22 protein-coding genes and 1 pseudogene are annotated in these 18,034 nt (G+C 50.6%); 1 reads left to right on the top strand and 22 read right to left on the bottom strand.

The genetic code is table 11. The features are described from left to right. Window positions 1-54: 54 nt before the first annotated feature. From gpG to AAIE02_RS03560, 22 genes and pseudogenes are all read right to left on the bottom strand, one after another. Window positions 55-474, bottom strand: coding sequence for a phage tail assembly chaperone G (gpG, locus tag AAIE02_RS03665; RefSeq protein WP_498531997.1), 420 nt, complete (start codon window positions 472-474; stop codon window positions 55-57). A gap of 9 nt (window positions 475-483) precedes the next feature. After that, window positions 484-1,227: a phage tail protein gene (locus tag AAIE02_RS03660; RefSeq protein ID WP_312743902.1), complete on the bottom strand. Its 744-nt coding sequence runs from the start codon at window positions 1,225-1,227 to the stop codon at window positions 484-486. A gap of 10 nt (window positions 1,228-1,237) precedes the next feature. After that, window positions 1,238-1,639, bottom strand: coding sequence for a phage minor tail U family protein (locus AAIE02_RS03655; RefSeq protein ID WP_498531996.1), 402 nt, complete (start codon window positions 1,637-1,639; stop codon window positions 1,238-1,240). Next, a complete protein-coding gene (locus tag AAIE02_RS03650; protein WP_498531995.1) occupies window positions 1,636-2,214 on the bottom strand; it encodes a phage tail protein in 579 nt (192 codons plus the stop codon). Before AAIE02_RS03650 ends, AAIE02_RS03655 begins: the two co-directional genes overlap by 4 nt. 9 nt (window positions 2,215-2,223) lie before the next feature. After that, window positions 2,224-2,499 (bottom strand): DNA breaking-rejoining protein, encoded by a 276-nt coding sequence (locus tag AAIE02_RS03645; RefSeq protein WP_498531994.1) that lies wholly within the window; start codon window positions 2,497-2,499, stop codon window positions 2,224-2,226. Further along, window positions 2,492-2,818, bottom strand: coding sequence for a DUF2190 family protein (locus AAIE02_RS03640; RefSeq protein ID WP_498531993.1), 327 nt, complete (start codon window positions 2,816-2,818; stop codon window positions 2,492-2,494). The genes AAIE02_RS03645 and AAIE02_RS03640 overlap by 8 nt, the downstream gene beginning before the upstream one ends. Before the next feature lie 82 nt (window positions 2,819-2,900). Next, window positions 2,901-4,844, bottom strand: a complete 1,944-nt coding sequence (locus AAIE02_RS03635) for a ClpP-like prohead protease/major capsid protein fusion protein (RefSeq protein WP_498532655.1) — start codon at window positions 4,842-4,844, stop codon at window positions 2,901-2,903. 10 nt (window positions 4,845-4,854) lie between these two features. Next, window positions 4,855-6,357 carry a phage portal protein gene (locus tag AAIE02_RS03630; protein ID WP_498531992.1) on the bottom strand — a complete coding sequence of 501 codons (1,503 nt, stop codon included), beginning with the start codon at window positions 6,355-6,357 and terminating at the stop codon, window positions 4,855-4,857. Beyond that, a complete protein-coding gene (locus AAIE02_RS03625) occupies window positions 6,354-6,569 on the bottom strand; it encodes a DUF6148 family protein (protein ID WP_172567775.1) in 216 nt (71 codons plus the stop codon). Before AAIE02_RS03625 ends, AAIE02_RS03630 begins: the two co-directional genes overlap by 4 nt. Further along, a complete protein-coding gene (locus tag AAIE02_RS03620) occupies window positions 6,566-8,671 on the bottom strand; it encodes a phage terminase large subunit family protein (RefSeq protein WP_498531991.1) in 2,106 nt (701 codons plus the stop codon). Before AAIE02_RS03620 ends, AAIE02_RS03625 begins: the two co-directional genes overlap by 4 nt. After that, a complete protein-coding gene (locus AAIE02_RS03615; protein WP_498531990.1) occupies window positions 8,671-9,159 on the bottom strand; it encodes a DUF1441 family protein in 489 nt (162 codons plus the stop codon). The genes AAIE02_RS03620 and AAIE02_RS03615 overlap by 1 nt, the downstream gene beginning before the upstream one ends. Before the next feature lie 271 nt (window positions 9,160-9,430). Then, the gene (locus AAIE02_RS03610; protein ID WP_336983952.1) at window positions 9,431-9,721 is read right to left on the bottom strand and encodes a hypothetical protein; all 291 of its coding nucleotides are present in this window, start codon (window positions 9,719-9,721) and stop codon (window positions 9,431-9,433) included. A gap of 159 nt (window positions 9,722-9,880) precedes the next feature. Continuing rightward, a complete protein-coding gene (locus tag AAIE02_RS03605) occupies window positions 9,881-10,018 on the bottom strand; it encodes a lysis system i-spanin subunit Rz (protein WP_442892798.1) in 138 nt (45 codons plus the stop codon). Between the two features lie 653 nt (window positions 10,019-10,671). After that, on the bottom strand, window positions 10,672-11,055 hold the full coding sequence (locus AAIE02_RS03600) for a hypothetical protein (RefSeq protein ID WP_498531989.1): 384 nt from the start codon (window positions 11,053-11,055) through the stop codon (window positions 10,672-10,674). 202 nt (window positions 11,056-11,257) lie between these two features. Then, entirely contained in the window at window positions 11,258-11,743 is a 486-nt protein-coding gene (locus AAIE02_RS03595) for a lysis protein (protein ID WP_498531988.1), read from the bottom strand. Next, complete coding sequence (locus tag AAIE02_RS03590) at window positions 11,740-12,255, bottom strand: lysozyme (RefSeq protein ID WP_498531987.1); 516 nt, start codon at window positions 12,253-12,255, stop codon at window positions 11,740-11,742. Before AAIE02_RS03590 ends, AAIE02_RS03595 begins: the two co-directional genes overlap by 4 nt. After that, a complete protein-coding gene (locus AAIE02_RS03585) occupies window positions 12,245-12,559 on the bottom strand; it encodes a hypothetical protein (RefSeq protein WP_498531986.1) in 315 nt (104 codons plus the stop codon). The genes AAIE02_RS03590 and AAIE02_RS03585 overlap by 11 nt, the downstream gene beginning before the upstream one ends. Before the next feature lie 492 nt (window positions 12,560-13,051). Then, window positions 13,052-13,453: an antiterminator Q family protein gene (locus AAIE02_RS03580; protein ID WP_498531985.1), complete on the bottom strand. Its 402-nt coding sequence runs from the start codon at window positions 13,451-13,453 to the stop codon at window positions 13,052-13,054. 13 nt (window positions 13,454-13,466) lie between these two features. Next, window positions 13,467-14,502, bottom strand: a pseudogene (locus AAIE02_RS03575) (DUF968 domain-containing protein). Continuing rightward, on the bottom strand, window positions 14,487-14,858 hold the full coding sequence (locus AAIE02_RS03570; protein WP_498531984.1) for a RusA family crossover junction endodeoxyribonuclease: 372 nt from the start codon (window positions 14,856-14,858) through the stop codon (window positions 14,487-14,489). Before AAIE02_RS03570 ends, AAIE02_RS03575 begins: the two are co-directional and overlap by 16 nt. Then, window positions 14,858-15,061 carry a hypothetical protein gene (locus AAIE02_RS03565; protein ID WP_498531983.1) on the bottom strand — a complete coding sequence of 68 codons (204 nt, stop codon included), beginning with the start codon at window positions 15,059-15,061 and terminating at the stop codon, window positions 14,858-14,860. The genes AAIE02_RS03570 and AAIE02_RS03565 overlap by 1 nt, the downstream gene beginning before the upstream one ends. Further along, entirely contained in the window at window positions 15,058-15,465 is a 408-nt protein-coding gene (locus AAIE02_RS03560) for a LexA family protein (RefSeq protein ID WP_498531982.1), read from the bottom strand. Before AAIE02_RS03560 ends, AAIE02_RS03565 begins: the two co-directional genes overlap by 4 nt. Window positions 15,466-16,509: 1,044 nt before the next feature. On the opposite strand from AAIE02_RS03560, the gene AAIE02_RS03555 reads away from it, so the two are divergent. Then, complete coding sequence (locus AAIE02_RS03555) at window positions 16,510-18,027, top strand: recombinase family protein (RefSeq protein ID WP_498532654.1); 1,518 nt, start codon at window positions 16,510-16,512, stop codon at window positions 18,025-18,027. Window positions 18,028-18,034 lie beyond the last annotated feature (7 nt).

The raw sequence follows: 18,034 nt of genomic DNA, 5'->3' as shown, positions 1-18,034 counted from the left end.
AGTCGGGTCGCCCGAACTCGCGCGCCAGATTCAGGACAAAATTAAGCTCGCTGGTCAGGGCTTTTCCGCCGTAACGGGTTCTGTGGCTACGCCGTCGAGTGTATTGTCTGAATCACCGGCATTATCATCTTCGACCGGAACGAGCATGCCGGAGAGCAGCTTAATCTGCATTTCGGCTTTACCGATGGCTTCTGGCGGCCAGCTGCTGAGAACCTGCTGATACAGAGCATCCACATCAGCACCTTTCGGGTCGTTATGCCACAAGGACATCGCAATCAAATGCGCCCCACATCGAATGTTCGAACCAACCAGACGGGCCGTCATTTCCTGATCGCTGATGTCGTCGCTACCAGCGCTAACGGTTTTCTCTTCCTGCGCCAAAAACGTCAGGTACTCAATACGCTGCAGAGCAGATAACTCGAAGACGATTGCGGATTCATCGTTATAGATGAAATTCTCTTTTTTCAGAAACATGCGCCCTCCTTAAGATGCTGTTACGGTGACTTTGCAGGACGCCACAAAATTACCATCGCTGGTCATCACAATGATGTCGACGGAACCGGCGGCCACACCAGTTACAGTGATCGTGTTGCCGCTAACGATAACCGTCGCTTTTGCACCGTCAGAGGTTGCAGCCCGGAAGGAACTATCTGATGCACTGGCAGGATTAACCGTCACCTTCAGCGTGGTTGTCGCCCCCACTGCTACGCTTGCCGTAGCCTTATCAAGCGTAACCCCTGTAACACTAATAGTCGGGCTACCGCTTTCCTCGGCCAGTTCAGGCTTGCCGGTATTGGTGATTTTTGCTGTACGGGTAATAACCTCTTTGGCCGGGATAGCCTTACCGAGACTGCTGCACCACCCACGGAAGACATCAACAGTTCCGTTCGGGTATTTGATTTTATAAAACCGTACAGAACCATCGTTGAACCAGGCGACAAGATCCTTCTGGCCCTGTTCTCCCGGCTTCCATGCCAGTGTAAGAGATGTATCACCGGCAGATTTTGCGCCCTGCGCGGTCGCGTTCCAGTCCGCATCTTCATCATCAAGATAGGTGTCATCGTAGGATTCAGCAGTCATTTCGCCCGGCGTCAGTTCCTTGATTTTTGCCAGGCGATTCCAGTCAGTGTCTGAGAGCGGATTGGAGAATCCATCGCCGCTCCCGGTATACAGCCAGAGTGTGGTTCCCGCACCTTTGACCGGCGCGAGAGGATTTGGGGTTGCCATAGTGATTTCCTTACATTGAATAGGTGAGAGAATAGGTCAGGTCGACAGATCCCCAGGTGGCCATCTCATCATCACGCTGATAGTCATAGCCCTGCGGGGTCATGGTTTCGATAAGCGCTTCAAGTCCGGGGATCTCTTGCAGAGCCGGATAAATCTTTTCCTCCAGCCAGGCGTCGAGCGCGGTATCTGGATTTGACGCTTTCAGGAAAACTTCAATGTGAAGAGTCGCCTGCCAGTCATCGGCATCAATCGTGGCGCCGGTATATTCGGCGTCTGACAAATACACCGCCACCGCCGGGAGATCCCCCTCCTCCAGGAATGCCGGCCGCCCGTCAAACCAGGTAACCGAATCAGGGATGTCAGCTTTCAGCTTCACCAAAACGGCGGCACGTATATCGCTGTGTTTGCTCATCGCGTCAGGTGGATCCTCAGCTGGTTTTTAAGTGCGGCAGACAATTCCTTTGGCATGTCGCTCTGGATAAGGTTTTTTGAAATGGCGGTGAATGCCTGCGTTAGCGGCGCTTCCAGGGGAACTTTCACGACATCGATGGGGTAGCGGGCCCGCCCGACACGCCGCATCACCTGCCAGCGGCCATTGGCCAGTTGCTGGATAAACGCATTGCGGAAGGTATAAGGCCCGACTTTCAGCACGCTCCCCTGACCGTGTTTGGCTCCTTTACGGCGGGATAGCCTGACGCGAGCTGCGCCGAGCTTTATTGCCGGCAGGTTGCCGCGGTTAATTTTTATTGAAGCGACGAGACGATCATGACGGGCCTTTTTGAGCCTTGAGCGCTGCCGGACCAGTCGAACCGGGAGCCCTTTTTTACGGTTATCATCGACTGTTACCTCTTTGGCCACCTGCTTACTGCCCTGGCTTATCGTTCGCCCCGCCACACGGTTTAATGCTTTCGCGGTGGCATCCGGCACAATCATGCGGCTCAGGCTGTTCAGGTTCTGGATAACCCTTTCCAGGCCTTTAACTGACATAAAACCCCCTTACTCAAGGTGGATCCTCGGCTTGCCATTAAACGAATCGAACCGCGTCACCATCAGGGTTTTACCCTCCCAGGTCACCTCGTCGTTTCGGCGGGGTTTATAGGCAACGGAGAAAACCACCAGCGCGGTGCCGTTGCCTGACAGAGGCCCCATGTCCTCCAGCTGTTCAGCCGGGACAACATCGAGGTCCTGCCCGTTAATGGTGGCAGTCTTACCCATCTTCACGATGGTGGCCGCATCCATGCGGGCCGCCAGCCGGTCAAAGGCGTCAGCCATTGATTTTTACTTCAACGACGGTCACGCCAGTACCCGCAGCTTCCCAGGCAACGCCCGCGGAGACGGCATCCGCTTTATCGAGCTGGATTTTTCCGGATTTGATGAACACCGCCGTACCGGCGGCGATATCATCGGTAGCCAGTTTAGGCAGAAGGAACACCCCGGAAGCGAAACCATCCCCGGTACCGCCGGCAGGGATATCCGTAATTGCCACCGCGACAAGCGAACCAATAACCACCGGATCGCCACTCAGGATTTCACTGTTTCCGGCATTGTTTACCGGGATCGTGTTCCCGTTTTGCACGAAGTTTTTAGCCATAACATTCTCCACTCAGCCCCTGCCGGGGCTGATTTTGGGTATAAAAAAAGCCCTGACGGGCGAGGAGGTAAAACGTAGAAGATTACTTGCCGGAAGATTTGGCCAGGCCGCGATAATCCAGCGCCGCAACACCCGCATCAATACGGACTTTCGTGGCGATACCGTCAGTGTTAAACCCTTCCTGCTGGTCGATGTACGGCGTATCGATACCATTGAGGTAAGCCACCTCAATAGTGTCGCTGCCTTTCGCTGCAGCCAGATACCAGGCAGCGGCATCAGCAGCATCGAGGCGCGGCTCAGCAATCACTTCCGCAAAGTTCTGAATCGGGTTGTTGATGCCGGCGTTAATATCCGCCCCTTTCACGCTGGCAGACTTGATAGTCTGGTTTGCGAGCGTTTCCAGCCCAACCGGAACAAGCATGTAGGCCGGACGAATGTTGAGCGTACGTTCGCCTTCTTTCTGCAGCCGCATACTTTTCCGGGCTTCATCAATGCTGCCCACGGAAATTGCGCCACTGGACAGGTTTTTATGATCCGCGTGGAACAGGGGTTTACCGTCGGACAGTTTCGCGTTCTGGGTCAGAATGGCATAGACCAGATCACCGATTGTGCCTTTCGCCGCGCGCCCCATCTTCATCGGAACATCAGTGAGCTGATTCAGATCGTCATTGATGATTGCCTGACGGGTAACAGAGAAGATCTCGCCAAAGGTGGCCAGCGCAATAGTCTCGCCTTTATCGCCGGTAGTGATGTACTTGTACTCTGCCCCCTCACGAACCTGACGCAATGAAGGGAAACCACCCATACCAACGCGGTGCGCGGTTTTAAAGTCAGAGAGCTGGCCTTTTTTGGTCCACTGTTCAAAGGTTTCGGCGGCTTCTTCCCAGCCAAGCAGCAGAGACTTATTCGCCACATCCAGCAGGATGTTGCCAAAGTCCGACGTGCTTTGCGTCAGTGCCTGGCCGACCATCTGCATCGGGTTAAGACTGGAAACGCCAATCCCGCGCTCAGTCAGCGCCATACGGGCATATTCGCGCAGGGTCATGCCGTTGTAGACGTTATCGCTTTCCTGCTTTTCATAGCCTGCGCGGGCCATCAGCGCCTGGCGAATACCGTCGCCGACAAAGTTTCCGTTCCCGGCGTGAATGTGCGCGGCGCTGTTTTTGTTGGATGGGGTGCTGGATTTGCCCAGGGCGGCCAGCAGCTGGTCTTTCGCCTTTTCAACGGTGCAATCTAAATCGGCCACGCAGCTGGCCTGCAGTTCGCTATGCTTACCGCCAAACATGGCAAACAGGTCGTTAATGCCGGTAACGCGAGCTTTTTGCTCTGCCATCACCTGCGCACGGATTGCGGTTTCGTCGACAGGACCAGGTGCGTTTACTGGCGCCTGAGCATTTGGCTTTTGTGGTTCACGCGGAACGGTGTTGCGCGGTGGAGTGACCATATTACGAATGCTGTTTGGCATTTTTTCAAATTCCTCAATACGTTTTGAATGGATACAGGCCATTGCCTGCAGAGCGGGAGTGGTCTGGTCAGCGAAACCCAGGGCGAGGCATTCAGCGCCATCCATCCAGGTTTCATCTTCCAGCATCGCGGCAATCTCTTCGGTGGTTTTGCCGGTCTTTTGTGCGTAGGCAGGGATCAGGACACTTTCAACCTTATCCAGCAGATCGGCATAGTCGCGCATATCGTTGGCATCCCCACCGGCAAAGCCCCAGGGCTTGTGAATCATCATCATCGTGTTTTCGGGCATGATGACCGGGTTACCCACCATGGCAATGACCGACGCCATAGAAGCCGCCAGCCCGTCGATATGCACCGTGATCGCCGCGCCGTGATGTTTCAGCGCATTAAAAATGGCGATGCCATCAAAGACATCGCCACCTGGCGAATTAATGTGAAGATTAATGTGGCTGACTTCGCCGAGTGCGTTCAAATCGCTGACAAACTGTTTCGCCGTTACCCCCCAATAACCAATCTCGTCATAGATAAAAATATCGGCATCCCCTGTGGCGCCGGCTTGCATGCGAAACCAGCTATTTTTTGCGCTGGCTTTCGGACGGCGGGCCGTCCTGTGGTTTGGCTTCGGCACTGGTGCCTCCTTTGTCGTTGGCGGGGTCGGTGTCGTACACCAGTCCCAGTTCTTTGTTTTCGTCAATTTCAGCTTTTCGGCGGCTCTTCACTTCATCCGGGTTACGCCCGCTGGCGCGTACCCAGTCAGATTCAGTCGCGGCACCGCCCCGGATTTGCGTTTTCCAGGCATTGGCCTCTTTAACCGGGTCAATCCATGGCATGACCGGCCCCGAGTAAACCGCGCTGTAGAGGGAGTCCATATCTACACCGCGTGGAACTTTAATTTCGTCGCTGGCAATGGCCAATTTCAGCCAGGCCCGGTACATGGGCCGGGTAACGGCGCCAATAAACCAGTCCTGCAGAATCAGATAGCCGTCCGTCGACTCCACCAGCTCCTGCCGCTGCGCGCTGTAAGTGCCGTTATAATTCCGGGCCGCGCTGGAAAAGCTGAGCCTGCTGCCGGCGGCAACAGCGCGAAGCTGGCCGTTTCGGAAGGTTTCGAGGTTGGGGTTTGGCCGGTCGGATTTGATCATGCCGATTTCTTCACCGGGCTCAAGATCGTCGTAAAGCATGCCCGGCTGGATATCGAGTTCACGATCTTCCGGCGCGGAACTGTCCGTATTAAAGCTTTGTCCATCCCCCTTTTTGATGTACATCCCGAGGGCTGCCGCGATACGTGCCGCAGTCAGTTCAGAATCTTCATACTCTTTGAGAGCACTCAGGCGCATTAACACCCCCGAGAGCAACGACGTTCCGCGGGTCTGGTGCAAACGCCGGGTAAATTTGAGATGCAGCATATTGGCCGCGTCGATTTCTTTCGTATCGAACTGCCGGCCAGCCACCGGGAGGCTTTTATAAACCTGATACGCTTTAGGCCGCCCCCAGTCATCGACAGTGATGCCCTGATTCAGCTTTTTTGCGGCATCACTGGTCATTGGGACAAAATCAGGCTCCAGAGCTTCAAGCCAGAAAGGCACCCCGGCCACGGGAACCAGTCCTGTGGCGCTCCCCTGCACCAGCTGAGCAAAAACCTCCCCGTCGCGGAGCCAGGTCCTCAGCATCAGACGTTCCAGCATGGGTCGGGTAAACTGCCCGGTAACCTCCGGCCTGACAGACCATTCTCCCCATTTCTTACGAATATCCTTCGCCAGTTTCTTGGCAACCTTGCCGTTCGTCAGCTTTGGGTGAGGGTCAACAACAATCCCTTTTGATCCCACAACCCGCTCTTCAAGCTTATCGAAGATGCCAATCACCAGATCATGGTTGTTATCGAGCCAACGGGCCTGCTCCCGGAGCGACACGTTACCCATCTGGCTTAGCTGGTCAGCCGTCCTGTTTTCCCGGCGCGCTTTATGTGTTCGGGTCGGCGTTACCGCTTCATAGGCCTTGATCATCGCCCTGGCGCGGAGCCGCGATGCTTTCCAGCCCGGCGAAAATGCGCCGATTACGTTATCCAGAATTGTCATTTAAACCTCGCCAGTCGGTAACCGGGCCGCCCCTGCTTTTTCTGATTCAGTGAAGAGAGGCGCCGCTCCCATTCCTGCCGCCCTTTTCGAATCTCGGAGAGGTTTTCCATCGTCATTTCCTGACCGTTAAACCGGATTGATTTTCCGTCCAGGACAGCCATTTCAGCCTGACTGTAGCGCTGGATCATGGCTTCAATATCGCTTTGGTTCATACCCAGCCTCCTGAGGTTTTCCATGGGTTAGTTTGTTCAGTTTTGTCGCGCTTGCGCCGTTCTTTTTTACTGACTGGCTTAGCGATAGTTGCCGGGAGTGGCGGTGAGGCATCTTCCCCAGGTAAAGATTCAATCCATGTGTCCCGCTGCGCCCATTCAGGCGCATCCGGCCATTTGATTTTTTCGTAGCCGTGCATGATCACAAGGGCATCCGCGTAAACCAGCAGGTCGAACGCTTCGTTCGCTCCCCGACCGGGCTTGCTCCACTTGCCGTCAACCGCCCGCTCCTCATACGTCAGTTCTTCATAGAACCAGCTCCCCAGCCATGACGGGAAATGCACATACCCGGGCCCAGGTGATTCACGCCAGAGCGCATTGTTCACCCGGTCTTTCAGGGCATTGGTCTGCAGGAGGTAGAGCGGAACGTCACCGGCAGCCAGCGCGCGGCGACCGGTTCGGTTAGTGTTATCAGGCATCGTGCGTTTAATGAGTTGATCGCGGGTGGTACTGTCGCCTTTGAAGAGGTAGACCTTTTTACCCAGTCCATCGCGGCGGCATTTCCGCCAGAATTTATAAGCGTTATCGGTCACCCCATCTTCGCCGCCGGAATCGACGCCCATCGCCATTAACCGCATGCCCTTTGTCGGGTCGGAGGCCAGTGGCCAAGTTTTATTGAAAACGTCGGTCAGCAGCAGATCCCAGTCCTCGGGATAACTTGCCGGATCAATTTGCAGGCTTTCACCATTGCTATCACAGCGTAACGACTGCTTGATGTTGTACCGGTCCACCAGCCAGCGCTCCCCCATGGCACCGTAGCCGGTAATCTGGACCACAAACCGGCGGTTTCGTCCGGCCTGAACGTCCACCGTCGCGGTCAGGAAGCAGACGCCATCGGGAACGCTACGCTTGGGTACATCTTCGGCGCGCTGTTCCAGCAGCTCGCTTTTGCGTTGCTCCATGCTGGAGCGCGGGAGGTATGGCCGACCAAAGTCGGTGTTTACCACAGTTTTTAACGTTTCTTCGCTACGCGTGGCCTCGTACTCCTGCTCGGCGGTAAGAAACTTATAAATCAGCTGCGCCCAGGTCTGGTAAGCGGCGGCCGGCCCCTCCATCCAGAAGGAAGCAATACGGGACCGCCGCCCTTCCCCCGATATGCCTCCATCAGCATCAATACGCTGCCCGTCGCGGAGCCACACGCATTTCATATTCAGGGAGCGTTTCATATCAGGTGTGATTTTGCCCTTACAGGCCGGGCACTGGAGCACCGCCGCCTCGCTGGCAGCAACAGGATCGGCTATTTCACGGTAGCCGGTCATGTTGTCCATTTCCGGCTGGAAATATTCACCGCAATGCGGGCATGGCCAGTAAAGCCGGCGGCGATCACCGCGGTTGTATAACGAAAGAATACCCGTGGTGGGTGGTGCTTCATGTGGCGAACTACGGCGCCATTTCGTATCGCGCACGTCACGCCCTGGGGAGCTTTCCACCAGCGTCATACCCGACGACATAAAAGTGGTGGTTCGTTTTGAGGCCAGGGAAAACGCATCCCCCTCGCCGTCAATATCTTCCGGAAAGCGGTCGTAATCAGTGAGCGCCACACTTTTATAATCAGAGGACGACATGATATTGACCGACGGCCAACCCAGCTTCAGGTAGTTCCCGGCGCGGAAGGTGCGGTCATAAACGTTGTTATCGTTTCTGCGCGGGCTTAACCGAGTTTTCACTTCCGGGCTACTGCGGAATGTGCGGTCCAGGCGCTTCTTCGAATGCTCGCGGGCCTTTTCCTCTGAAACCTGAATCACCAGCATATCTGCCGGGTCGCACACAATGTTGTAGACGATCCAGCCATCAATCAGGCCAATCGTTTTGCCCGTTCGCGCCGGGCCTACGAAAACAACCGCATCGTATTCTCGTGATGCCAGGCAGTTCATCGGTTCGATAACATAGGGAGCCAGATCAGGATCCCATGGAACGGAATTACCTGCCCCCATAGGGACACGCATATAAGAACTGACCGCCTCGGCGACCTCCATTCTGCGCGGCGCGCGAAGGATGCCGGAAACGTCGCGGCGGATACCACTTGCTGATGCCCGCTTAGCCATCAGTCCTCCTCTGTTTCGGCCTCCTCTTCTTTTGCATCCAGGACTTTTTGAGCCAGCTGGTCACGTAAATCATCAATCACGCTCTGGACGCGAGAAACCGCCACCGGCGGCAGCGCGCAGTCGCGTTCAAGAATATCGGGAAGGGTTTCGAGCACCATGACGACGGCTTTTGCCATCAGTGAAAACTCTCTGGCAACCTCATCCGCAGGAATAAGCTGGCCAGTGTCTTGCTCAAACTTGAGCCTTTCATTTTCTGCTTTCCAGTGAGCCAGGCGGTCGGCCGGCGGCATATCCTCCAGATTGGTTGATACCATCGGGATCATCAGTTCGGTCAGAATATCCGCGATGAGGTAGAGCTTTAATTTGCTGTTACTGCCCGCTGCGGGCTCTACATTTTTAAGCCGGGCGGCAACCGTCTGCCGGTGAACATCGGTGATGGCCGCCAGTTGGTTGATATTGAGTTTGAGAGAGGCAATTTCCTGGTCCATGATGGTGAACACTTTTTAAACGATTCGACATCTTTGAAAAATGGCCCTCATAAAAAACAAGAACCTACCCACATGATGATGATGACCATGGATCCGAAAAACTAGCCGATTCCCGCGAGCAAGCCGCCCCGTGGCAGCCCCCCCCGCCGGGAGGACCCGCGAATGATATTGTTTATCATTACTATCAATCAAAGACCGCCAAGGGTACCGCGCATAAAAAAGCCACTAGTGGGTGCCAGTGGCTTAAGCCGTTATGACTATACAAAATATCCTATAGATCATCACCCTCTTGGTAAGAATCACGAACGGTACCCAACTTAGTAGAGCCGTGCGCTGATTCCTCATCACCCAAGAGAACATCACAGTCATAACCTGGATACATTTTTTTGAAATGTTTTTCTTTCCACTCACTTACTGTCATATCATTTTTTGATGCACGCTTTCCCTGATAGCTTGGCATATCGCGCTTATCACCCCGAACATTTACGCCCTCTGGAGTCTTGAACACCACATCAAACCCTTGAATATCCCATATTTTTTTCTCAACGTTCTTCACTAACACATCTTGCTCCATAATATAAATGACGTTTGCGGTCACCATTATCGGAGATTTAGTGAATTACTTTATTGTTTTTAATACTTTCTCAGCAGATTACTTGTAATAATACCAATCACGATTGCAAACTTACTACGCATCGTTGGCACGCTGTTTCTTTGCTATTCATTGCTCATACCCACTCCTGCACTGTTGCCTGATGTACTCCTGCAGCCCTGCAATCATTTTGCCGCTGGTTTCGATTCGCTCCCTGAGACGGAAATAATCGCATTTAACGACATCAGTAAGTCTGGTTTCTGTCACGCAGCGCTGCCGGCTGACACTAATCACTCATTAATGTGATGCAAGTCACATTTAATTTGACTTATCTTAAATTCTCACTAAAGTCTCGTAGGAGTTTTTACGGTAAATGGATGAGTAAAATCTTAATCTTCAGCGGGATAAGTGATGTCGCCTCCCGCTTATTTTTTCTGAATACACACCAAAAAACTCCAGTTACTCTAGTCAAGCTGAAACAGGATCGAAAAGGGTCATTGCCGTTTTTTAGTTCTTTGTCTGCTCCAACCAGAATTTTTTATCGTTCACGAGTAAATAATTTATCCAACTAAACGGGTTTCGATTAGCTAACGAAGATATGCCACCTTTGCCTCGATACTACAGAGCAATTCAAATCACAAACAGTTATCGAAAAAAAACCGCTCGGACAGAGCGGTTTAAAACAAGGCATAAGAGAGCAATACGCGGAAACCGCTAACCAATCTTAGAAGGTAATCTCACTTTAGATAGGACATTTCAAAAATAATTTATTTATTCCTAAAAACTTTCAAAACAAGTTGATTGGTTCAGGAAACTCTGTACAGTAGCGCGACTTTGTAACGATGATGCTGTTTGCATCCTCTCAGGAATAGAAGGATTTCCTGCTCCTGAGAGTTTTTTTTAAAAGAAAGCAAAAAAATTCACTTTCGTAAGATTTCAAGCAGATCCTTTTCAAACAAACCCGTGCTTTTACACTCAACGGGCTTGACCTTATCGTTTCCATCCGAAGTGACTAAACCCACAACTCCTGTAACAACCACGCTCACATTGCTACCTTCTCCTGCACTCCATATCTGGGTCACAATTCTTGATTGCTCCTGTATATTTTGTGTTTGCGGAAGCGCGGAACAGTCCAGATAGGTACTTACTACTCCCTCATCACTACTAACAGCCGCAACAATCCCGGTGGTGTTGTCCTGCACCGACGGGTTAAGCCCTTTTTGTTGATAGTAAGCTGTTACTGCATTGAAAAGTTCTTGCGGTTTACGGTTACCAATTTTAACGATCGATGCCGCATCATCCATACCTGGAGCTTTTGTTTGAGTAGAGTCTCCCTGAGCGCCTGGCTTTACTGGCCCATAGACATTTATGCAGCCACTGAGTAGCAGCACAACAGCAGGTATTAGCTTTCTCATAATAGTTAGCGGTAATAAAGTGTCGTGCAGCCTGCCAGATTGGTGCACAGGATAGCCAAAAGAAAAAATTTATATCTCATATGTAGATTCCTTAGTGATTAAGTAATGCCTTCATTGATGCTGCCTGGTTCGCACACTGCTGCCGGATATATTCCTGTAACCCTGTTATTTGCTTGTTGCTGGTTTCGATTCGCTCCCGGAGACGGAAATAATCCCGTTCAGCGGAGTCAGTAAGTCCGGGGCCGGTTGCATCATCCACGCCGGGGGCGCTGGCGGCGGTACGCACTGGCTTACAGGTGGCGTTGAGGCGCAGCCGCTTATTGCCAGCAACAACGGCAGCGCGCAGCTCTTCAATAGTCTGTTTGGCATCTTCCAGTTCTCTCGTGTATTTCGAGTCCAGTGCAGCCACATCGCGCTGGCGGGTCTGCATGTCGTTTATTGTTTGCCGGCGCTGTTTTGCAAGCAGCTCAGCATCATCCGCGCGCTTTTGTTCTGCCTGATATTTGAAGTGGTAATAAAAGCCACCGGCCAGGCTAACAGTGAGCGCAAGGATAAGTATGCGGTTGCCTATTGTCATAAGCCGTCCAGGCAAAGCTGCCTCTCTGCACCACGGCGAGTAACTAAGCCGGATAATATGACGCCACCGCCGTACACCCAGCGTGGGAATTGTTCGCAGGCTTGGGTAATCTGCCCGCTGCGCAGCTGCTGATACAGTGTCGATTTCTGCATTGCTCCGCAACCAACGTTAAACGTGATCGAGGTGACCGCAGAGAAGGTGTTATCAGAAAGCTTTTTCCCGTTGCCGTAGCTGTTCACGCAGCGCTCGGCGGCCAGGATGTTCTTTTCCCAGTCGGCGGCAATCTGCTGATCAGTCTTTCGCGTTCCGGGCTTCACGCCGTGCGTATTGCCGATGCCATCAGTAATAATCCCAGCCGGACAGACATACGGATCACGGCGGCAGGATTCAGCGTTGCCGATTAATTCCAGACCGCGCTGATTCGTCCTGACGTTTCCGCTACCCAAAACAATCGCGATAACCGCCCCCACTGAGCAGACCGCGCCGGCCGCCCCAACCTTTTTATTTTGCATTGGCGCTTATCCTGTTAATGGTTTCTGCCACGACTTGCGCGCTGGTTGGGCGCTGTTCCAGCGGGATTTGATGGATATCTTCAAGGTATTTTTCAAGCAGCTCGGTTCGCTTCTCGTCCTGGAGCCTGAAACGTCTTGCATCTAGTCGCCCTGAGAAGAATGAAGCTAAAGAGACGATGACGCCCACCAGCCCAAAAATCATGTACACAACATCCTGAGTCGTGATGCCCACGGCCGACGCAAACGCCGCTATCCAAGCAAAAAGCTGTGTAACGGCATTAGGCGTCTGGTCATTCATTTTCATGGTCTCTCACCTCGCTCTGGATGCGGGTGCTGTGTATGGAAAATAAAAAGGCCCGCCGAAGCGAGCCTGAGAGATAATTGTTGTGTAGAGTCTAATCACGCCAATCTCTTGTAACTGACAAGGTTTTTACAGAATTTTCGTCATAAAAGTACTTAAAGCTACACTGGAAGTAGTTACTACTGCCTTCGAAGTAAATATACGCTTGCCCTTCATGCGGGAAGTGATCTGTCCGAAATTTAGGCGATATGGAAACTATAACCGCATCACCGGAAAAGTAATCAAAGAGAGCGTTACTGACTTCATTACGTATTTCGTATGGAACTAACTGCCCTTTCGCCATTTTTTATCCCAGATGAATGATATTAATGTTCAACTCATCCGAATGAGGATATGAGTAAATCTTGCAATTGCAAGACTTATCCTTTGATAAGTAATGTGTCTTTGTGACCACACTTATCACAATAACCATTGAGATTCGTAACGAATAGACCTCTAAGCAACTTTTTTTATTTTGCTCTTGTGCGCCCACTCATCCATTTCTAAGGTGGCGCCACTCATGATGATGCATGCATCAATGAACGTCTCGGCAATCATCAGGCGGCTGCGTATTTTTCCTTCTGAGCACTTCTCCCACCGCGCCAGGGTAGACTTCGACACGTCGTACATGTAGTGAAGCATCACCATGTCCAGCTCATCGACGCGTCCTGCTTTCTTCAACATGACAATGGCGGTGTCGACTATCATTCCATCGTTATCACAGCAGGATGGACGGGATTTGCTTTCCGACGGCAGAAGCCCTTTAAAGCCACCAGCGATTGGTGACCAGTCAACCTGGGTCCCTTCTTGTACAGCCCAGCCGCCCCAGCGTTCTAATACCAGTTGAATATTACGCATAGTGTTCTCCTAATTAAGCCAGTACACCAAGCGCAAAGGCTCGGTCCAAAGTGTTTTTGAGCATGACCAACTGAGAACCGTTCTTACGCTCGAATTCCCTTTGGTCTCGGTGAAGTTCGTCATGGCATTTCCGACACAGGGGAATAGCAAAGCTGTCATGCGATTTTGTGCCCATCCCCCCCCTGTCCATGCCCGATCAGGTGGTGGGGATCATCCGCTGAAGAACCACAGCCCTCGCACGGTTGTGATTTAACCCATTTCAGATAGTCAGGTTTTTCCCAACGAATTCGTTTTGGTCGCGAAAAAAACGTTTGAGGTGATTCGGGATCTGCCACCAGCACAACAACGGGCTTTTCTCTGACTTGTTCCTGCTGTTGTTGACTTCGGAAATATGCAGCTCTTTTCACCAGTTCGCTGGTGGCCGGAACAGATGGCTCGATTTCACTTTCACGATAAACCGAGAGAATGGGTTCTGGTTTGAAGTTGAGTGCGCGCCGGGCCATTGCCTCTCCTATCGCTTCGGAAACACCCATATAAACGGCCCACCAGCAGAGCTCTGCCAGTGAAAGCTCTCTATCGCTATTGAATCCGAGTTTTGAAAGGACTGTTTCGATTACCCAGGCTTTTACATTCTGCAGCGCGATGGCTTCCAGCTGCTCTGTGCTCTGTTCCCGTAATTTGTTATCGCATGACCAGCAAAGGCGCATAGCGCCAGGGCTATGCCGCATCATTACCTTTTCTTTATGGTGATAATCCGTGTGTGGCCACTGACAATGAGGGATGCGGCGAAATAGCCAGGACTCGAGCGACGTGATACCGCCGGCAGCCTGAATGACTCGCTCATCTGCGAAAAACGTATCAAGAGATTTATCTTCACCTAAGGGCTGCCGCGCATCCGGTATCTTTCCAGATGGAAGATTTGCCATCGCTTTTGGAGGTATTTCTACAAGGACCCTGCCATAACCAAAAAGCTGCATCAGGTCCCGGCCCGGCTTGAGCAAGATCACACCCATATTATGTGCAATCTCTACGGTCAGAATAGCGCGCATGGTTCGGCCTCCCGGATAATGATCTTCCCGTTTGTTCCCCATATCTTTGAAACGCGCCCGTCCCAGATATGGCTGTCCTCGCCAAATAAAGCATCAAGTAACGCTTTCTCAAGGTTGTCTTTATCGGGCCGTGACTGGTGAGGCTTGCCGTCATACTCCGCCTGTTTTTTTTTGCTCCAGCTCGGCGGCATTGGAAGAACAAAAATTACGTGATAACCACACTCAGGCAGCTCAATTCGATTCAGGCGCACCGCATCACAGAACGCCCGATACCGTAAGACCTCGGGGCGCTTCTTCCACTTATCAGCGCGTGTCATTCGCGGTTTGCCCATAGGGATTATGCTGTAGGCTTTCATCACTGCCTCCAGCATGGCTGTTGGTAGGTGCGGTCGATTCGCGGCGGCGTTTTACCTTCAGGAAGTAGCGCGCTGACAATCCAGCTGGTGTAATCCGGAGCAAGGCTCTTTTCCGTAACGACGCCATTGGCCTTATATCGCGCCACCAACTCTTCAGCTTGTTCTGCTGTCAGGTTGTCATGTTGGAACCAGCCCTTTTTCATAGCTGCGCTCCGTGAAGTTCCAGGAACGCGACAGCCCTCTCCCTTGCGCCGGGATAGCCATCAACCATTTCCTGCAGCAACTGCACCGCCAGGATCGGCTCCTTGCAACCAACAATCGATATGCCGCGGGAAACGCCCCGGGTGATAGCGATAAAGCCTTTGCGCTCGAGGGCTTTGAGATGCTCTGCCGCAGCGTTTGGTGAACTTACGCCGAGTAACTCAGCAAGCTCCGTTGTTGAAGGCGGATAGCCTTTTTGCTGCAAGAATGAAACCAGAAGATCGAATACTTCTTGCTGGCGAGGAGTCAGAGAATGTTTTTTTACCGGACGTGTAAAAATCCCGGCTGAGCCGCTACGGCTGTCGGGTTGGTATGTTTCAGATTTTTTTGACGTGTTTTGCGCCATGGTAGTCTCCGTGGCGCAGCAGGTGCAGGGTGTTCAGGCCTACGAGTGAAGTGTATCAAAGCAACTGGTAATCCGGTAGCCCGCTTTCTCAAGCATCTCTGTAAACAGTGTCGGTGTGCCAATTATCTCGTCTGGCCGCAGGGGAACGAATGACACCTCATCACCACGCCTGTATAAAAGCGCCCTTCCACCATCAGGGAATGAGCCGAATCTTGCGACCACTGCAAAATCCTCGCAACGAATAAGCGCGTAGCCTGTGTCCGGCAACTCTTCATTAATTTTTATCACTTCGTTCCCCTCTGGCTGCCCCGAACGACCTTACCATGGCTTCATCCCCCGCCATGCGAGTAGCTATGAAGCACGTCTTTCAGGGTATAACGGAGGATGATTTTTTTGCCCAAAATTCCTCCCCACCTTAAAACACTGTATGAATGTACAGGCATTATTAACCTGTTTATTTTGGATTGCAATGAAAAAGGCTCTTCAGAGCCTTTAGGTTAGATCTATCGTTTTTTCAGTAGGTTAAGATTTATCCATGCAGTTATGCTGCCGATACTTACAGGCGCATAACTCGGAGAAGGTTGCGCCTAACAAATCCCCAGAAAATGACGCTGCCAATTGCATTACGGAAATCTGCCATCAGCTTTCCGTAAGCAGATTACACACCAGGATATTCCAGTCGAAGGTGAACGATTAAAGGGAACCACGGGTATGATAGCCGATGCCTCTCATTACCCAATAAAGTGACTTTATATATTTATTGTAAATATTTCTTGTTAGAAGTCAAAAATAGTAAGACATCCTAATTACAGTGCTATAATTTCTATAAAGTCTGCTTTAGGCACTCTGCTGGAGTTTTTCAACTATTCTTCGTGTAAATATGAATGTGTCTATCTTTCTAAAACTTGGATACTGCCCCATAAACATTCACGAGCTTTACAGCGTATTAATGCGTTCAAAAATTGAGCGAGCTCACATTACTTACACCTGAAGCGTGAGAGGATATTTCCAAACTTAGAGGAGCCGTGATATGAAAAAGAAGCCATTGCATACGTTCGATTCTCTACACCAATTCAGCAATATGGTGATTCCCTTCGACGCCAGAATCAGCTAGTTGATGAATGGATTGCCCAGAACCCAGAATATGAATTAGATGATATTACATATCAGGACTTAGGCCTAAGTGCTTTTAATGGAATAAATGCTCTTCGTGGAGCTCTGTCAGACTTTCTTGATGCAATCGAACATGGGTTCATCAATAAAGGTACCGTCCTGCTGGTTGAGAGCCTTGACAGACTTTCGAGAGAAAAAATAGGTGACGCCACTGAAAGGCTAAGACATATATTAAAATCAGGTGTCGAAGTTGTAACCTTATCTGACCAGACGCATTACAATGAAGCGTCTCTAAATGACCCTTATGTTTTAATTAAAGCTATTTTAATTGCGCAACGTGCTAATGAAGAGAGTGAAATTAAGTCCAAGCGTATGCGATCTGTGTGGCAAAAAAAAAGGGAGGAAGCGGAAAGCAAAGGAAAAATCCTTACAAGGTCATGTCCACGCTGGTTACGAGCAAGTGAGGATGGAAAGCATTTTGAGATATTACCTCAACAAGCAAAAACTATTAAATATATTTTTAAGTTGCGTTTAAAAGGTAATTCAATAAATGGGATTACCAAAATCCTCAATGACAAAAACGCCCAGACGCTGTGCGGAAAGTCAGGCATATGGAATCCATCAACTATTGAAAAAATACTTGGAAATAAAGCTGTCATCGGGACATATTGCCCATCATACAGAACAATGTCTAAAGGTGTTAAAAGTATAGAGAATTATTTCCCACCGATCATTTCAAAAAAAATCTTCCAAGATGTACAAGAAATCAGACTAACTCCATTTGGCCATGATATAAAAAATGATAACCCTTATCTAATTAATTTATTCCGTTCTATTCTGCGTTGCAGTTCATGTGGATGTTCAATGATTATGACAGGAATCGATTCTAAAGGGATGGGATATTACGTATGTCCGATGAGGAGACTCCACCGTTGCAGTACACCTCCAATTAGGCGAGATATTACAGATCGACATCTTGTTAGCGTGTTACTAGCAAACATGGATTCTTTGCAAGCTAATTTCTCAGGTAAAAATGCAATAAAACAACTCGAAAATTATATAGCTGATACTCATTTAAAGATTAATCACCTCCTTGATGCACTTCAGATAGCCCCCGATGTCACGGAGTTAGCGAACCGAGTTCGAGCCCTTAGTAAAGATATGCGTGATAGTGAGTTAAAATTAAGAAACCTCAAATCCAGAAGAGACATTAATTCTGGCGAAGTGGTTGCAAATATGGAACTAAACAACAAAATAAATAGAGAGAAGTGCCGTGACTTTGCGTTAAGTAACATTGAAAAAATTACAATTAACACAGCAATACAACAATGTAATATCTACTTGATGAATGGTTTGGTGATATTAAATTTCCCACTTAACAAAATCATTCACCATGATAGCTTCATCAACTCCTTAGCTTATATAGATAATAACACCCTCATTTTCTGAATCATTT

It is taken from the genome of Cedecea sp. Ae19-4, from assembly GCF_059801165.1.
This window is presented reverse-complemented; position numbering and strand designations above follow the sequence as displayed.